This window comes from Desulfofalx alkaliphila DSM 12257, from assembly GCF_000711975.1.
GTDB lineage: Bacteria > Bacillota > Desulfotomaculia > Desulfotomaculales > Desulfohalotomaculaceae > Desulfofalx > Desulfofalx alkaliphila.
The window spans coordinates 1-3686 of sequence record NZ_JONT01000053.1 but is presented as its reverse complement, the minus strand read 5'-3'; the positions used below and the strand labels follow the sequence as shown (position 1 = coordinate 3686).

8 protein-coding genes are annotated in these 3686 nt (G+C 47.2%); all 8 read right to left on the bottom strand.

Annotation, left to right across the window (positions count from 1 at the left end):
* Positions 1-99 precede the first annotated feature (99 nt).
* Complete coding sequence (locus BR02_RS0112940) at positions 100-456, bottom strand: hypothetical protein (protein ID WP_051688322.1); 357 nt, start codon at positions 454-456, stop codon at positions 100-102.
* The gene (locus BR02_RS0112935; protein WP_031517752.1) at positions 453-692 is read right to left on the bottom strand and encodes a DUF370 domain-containing protein; all 240 of its coding nucleotides are present in this window, start codon (positions 690-692) and stop codon (positions 453-455) included. Before BR02_RS0112935 ends, BR02_RS0112940 begins: the two co-directional genes overlap by 4 nt.
* Positions 693-721: 29 nt before the next feature.
* Positions 722-931 (bottom strand): hypothetical protein, encoded by a 210-nt coding sequence (locus BR02_RS0112930; RefSeq protein ID WP_031517750.1) that lies wholly within the window; start codon positions 929-931, stop codon positions 722-724.
* A gap of 15 nt (positions 932-946) precedes the next feature.
* Positions 947-1690 (bottom strand): DnaD domain-containing protein, encoded by a 744-nt coding sequence (locus BR02_RS15535; RefSeq protein WP_169738629.1) that lies wholly within the window; start codon positions 1688-1690, stop codon positions 947-949.
* 148 nt (positions 1691-1838) lie between these two features.
* Complete coding sequence (locus BR02_RS0112920; protein WP_031517746.1) at positions 1839-2426, bottom strand: ASCH domain-containing protein; 588 nt, start codon at positions 2424-2426, stop codon at positions 1839-1841.
* Complete coding sequence (locus BR02_RS15225; RefSeq protein ID WP_114638893.1) at positions 2419-2580, bottom strand: aspartyl-phosphate phosphatase Spo0E family protein; 162 nt, start codon at positions 2578-2580, stop codon at positions 2419-2421. The genes BR02_RS0112920 and BR02_RS15225 overlap by 8 nt, the downstream gene beginning before the upstream one ends.
* A 101-nt stretch (positions 2581-2681) precedes the next feature.
* Complete coding sequence (locus BR02_RS0112910; RefSeq protein ID WP_034639591.1) at positions 2682-3437, bottom strand: hypothetical protein; 756 nt, start codon at positions 3435-3437, stop codon at positions 2682-2684.
* 2 nt (positions 3438-3439) lie between these two features.
* A partial coding sequence (locus BR02_RS0112905; RefSeq protein WP_031517742.1) for a host-nuclease inhibitor Gam family protein occupies positions 3440-3686 on the bottom strand: 247 nt, incomplete at its 5' end.

Genomic DNA, 3686 nt, shown 5'->3' with positions numbered 1-3686 from the left:
TCTATCACCTGCTCTATTTCATCCTGATGCCAGCTAAAGTCCAAGTCCTCCAGTATGATGGTCAGTTCTGTATGCGGTCTCAGTTTAAAACTACTTACCCTAGCCATTGTTGTCGCCCTCCAATCCCATTACATCCTCCACGCAGCGGGCCACCATGTATTCCCCGCCGTGGTCCTCAATATCCCGCTGGAACTTCTCTTGATGTTGCGATTGCCGGCCCCGTGGTGTCTTTACCTCTATCCACACGGACCGGCCGTTCTTAATGGCGTACAGATCCGCAATGCCTTTGTAACTGCCTAAGCTCTGGTGGATTTTCACTACAAACCACCCGTGCCACTGTAGATAATCCCGTATTTGCCGTTGAATATGTGCCTCTGTAGGTTTATTTTTCTGTGCACCGGCACTGGGTAGCAGTCCCAGTTGCCGGGCTTTTTTTATGCTCTTATGACCAGTCACTTCTTCATCCGCTCCTGTAGTGTTTCTGGATGCAGCGCAGATAAGATTACGTGCCCGCTATCGGTCACCAATGCCGATCGCGTTAATCTGCCGTTCGTGCAATCTACAAGTAGCCCGGTATCTCGGGCATTGTGTATCATGCGCCTAACCGGAGCAGATTTAGGTGCTGCTATAGCGATAATCTTGTCCATGTTCGCTACATTTCCGTGGCCAATGTTGACAAAATTGCTCACCATTTCACACTCCTTTCCATGTGGTTAGCCCGCTAACCCGCTATCCCCGGGCGATTTTCCACGCACCACTTGCCCAGTGCGTCTACAATCAGGTGCGGGTCCTTTTCTGCTACTTTAGGGTACTTTTGCTTAATGTGCCTGATTATCTCAACCGTTGTCATTGCGTTAAATAAATGCGTATTGTCAATGCAATACTGCAGTACTTCTTGCCTTTGTTGCTCACGCTTAGCCCTTTTGACCACGCTATCCCTCCTAGCTCAGCTCATTAACAAGGCATCATAAAGCCTCTTTTTCTCATCATCAACAGCAGGTGGGGCTTGCCCTTCGGTTTTACTCACACCCCTGCGTTCCTTAAACTGTCTGTCCAGTTCTGCCACATCTCTTAGTGTGCGCACATTATTCTTTTTCCAGTTAGTCAGTATGCCCCTGATATACGCAACTGTAGGCCTGCCAGCTAAACTGGCACGTTTAAGCGCCTCCAGCAACATCTCATCTGTGAATTCTCGAGTCCACTCCCGGATGTGCTGTACTTCCATAGGTGAAAGTGGTCGCCCAAATTCACCCTCAAAGCTGACAATGATAGCAGGAACATTATCTGCTTTTTTAGGTTCGTCTGTTGTTCTCGCGCGTGCGCGCGCATGATCATGATCATTATTTAGTTTAGTTTTGTTTAGTTTATATAATGTGGAAGCATTGTCGGCACACTTGTCGGAAGTATTGTAGGAAGTATTGTCGGCACAACTGTCGGCATGTGGTGCCGACAAATCATTACGGGTACCATTGTCGGTACGATTGTAGGCACCTGTTGCCGACAAAAAGGGTATCATTCTGTACACTGCAGACTGGTTTCCCTTACGTTGCTTCCAGTCAATCCTGCCCTTTTGCTTAAGTTCATTTCTGGCATTAGCTATGGCCCTAGGGGATAAGCCGGTCTTAACACATAGCACCGATACAGCCACCGCAAATTCTACTGTCCATCCAGCCTTATTGTTTATGGCCATTAATGCGTGCCATAAGACAATACTAGATGTAGACACGGAATTTGTTTCGAGCCAATCATAGAATGCGTTAATTTCCTTAATGTAGTTCATAAGTTACACCCCTACATATCTAATCCAAAACAGGCACAAAAACCATCATATCTTGGTGCTAGCACGACTGCACTACCTCAAACTCAATCACCCACACCCAGGGATTATTAGCATAGCCGTAACCCCTTTTGGCAAAAAGCTTGTTGGCAAAAAGCTTGTCCCACAGTCCAGCAAACCAAACCTTAGCATTTGGCAGGTTACTAGGGCAGCCCTCCGCTCTTGCATCCTCTTCGGTGATATCCTGCAACCGCTCCACCCGCACTTTTGTCACCCGTAAAAATAGTCTGGCTGCACTACGTGGCATATGGATTGATGGCCGCCATTTTAAACCAATGTCATTAAATAGCTCTTTTGCCTGTTTGTCTGTATAGTTTGCCCGGTAGTAGATATCATCCGGTGTCAAATCATCAACACACCACGTTTCCCGCACCCATAGAATGTCGCCGATCTTATACATGCAAATATCTTGCGGTTTATAGCTGTCACCCGTGGTCTGGTCTATATACGCAAACGCTGTGCCATCCACATCAATATCAAAGCGGTTTGATATATCTTTATCTATCGGACGCCTTGTCTGCATTTTACGGCCGACCAATATTGCTCGCACCATCTCTGTGTTAAATAAGATTGGCTTTTCTTTAGCCATAGGATCTCACCATCTTTTGCCACTCAACGATAAGCCTGTCTAGCCTCTGGCTATAGGCTATAACCCGTTTGTGAGTGTGCCCTAACTGCCCTGCCAAATCCTCAAGCCGCTCCTTGCCCAGCTCTATCTTTAACCTTAATAGTTGCTCCGCCACAAAAATCACTCCTTGGTAATAATATCCAGTACTGGTGGGTACAAAAATGCCCGGCTAGCAGCTGGTTAGGCGCCAGCCGGGACTATTAATATTACTTAGAGTTAAAACGGTATCTCATCACTATTATCATCGCTAAAGTCAATATGACCGTCGTCTACTATCTCTGCCTCCGCTGGCTCTGACACATTGCCAGATAGTAGCTTAGTAGACGCATCTTTAAGCCACTGGTCACGTGCATTGTCTGCCAGCCACTCCACATAATCTGTAGGCACATCACCTAGCTTTTTACCTTTGTGTTTACCAAAGTTAAGTACAAAGTCAGCAGGGTTGTCCACTCGTGGCCGATATGACCGCTCTGTAACATTGCCGGACAAATCCATATCTTCCATATCCTGCGTGAACACTTCTGAAAGGGCTGCCACTGTTAGTGTTGCGTCCACCTGGGCCCGCTTCTTGGCCATCTTTAAGCAGGTATTGCCCAGCATGTAAACATCCTGTTTTTCGTGAGTATATTTCTTTTCCCGGCTATTGCAGTGACCTAGTCCCTGGGTGATTGTCATTCCGTTGCGGGTTAATATACACCTTACGGTATAGGAAAAAAAGCCCTTATCATAGTCCTGCACCTGCTCGATTATTTCGTACTCACTAGAGAGCCCCATCAACATCAAAATTTTCTCTGCGCCCGGCTTCAGCAGCGTTGGCTTGCTAGTTCCCGGGACTATGCCAAAATCATGATTTTGGCTTAGCATTTGTTGCACCATCGCCTGAAATTGCCCGATCTTTTGCATAGTGGTGGATACTTGTTGCAGGCTAATATTGTCAATTACAGACAGTGCATTATTGTTTTCTGTGCTCATCGCTACACCTCCACACTAAATTTTGGCGGTCTCTCAATAATCGCAATGCCCGGAATCACTTCGCCGGTGTCAATATCTACCGCCGTACCATCCACTGGCCTAATTGCTTTTTTTAGCCCCGCCCAGTCCAACTTGGGCTCTTGTGGCACCAATGCCTCGGGCCGATTGACTCGGGCCCACTCCTTTATCGCTGCATCATCCCGCTGATATTGCGGCTGTTGGGCCCGCATTTTTAGTGTACCGTATGGC

Bases quoted from the DNA above. Each gene is read 5' to 3' on its own strand.
- BR02_RS0112935 (WP_031517752.1), bottom strand. From the start codon at position 692: ATGGTGAGCAATTTTGTCAACATTGGCCACGGAAATGTAGCGAACATG.
- BR02_RS15535 (WP_169738629.1), bottom strand. From the start codon at position 1,690: ATGGCCATAAACAATAAGGCTGGATGGACAGTAGAATTTGCGGTGGCT.
- BR02_RS0112920 (WP_031517746.1), bottom strand. From the start codon at position 2,426: ATGGCTAAAGAAAAGCCAATCTTATTTAACACAGAGATGGTGCGAGCA.
- BR02_RS0112910 (WP_034639591.1), bottom strand. From the start codon at position 3,437: ATGAGCACAGAAAACAATAATGCACTGTCTGTAATTGACAATATTAGC.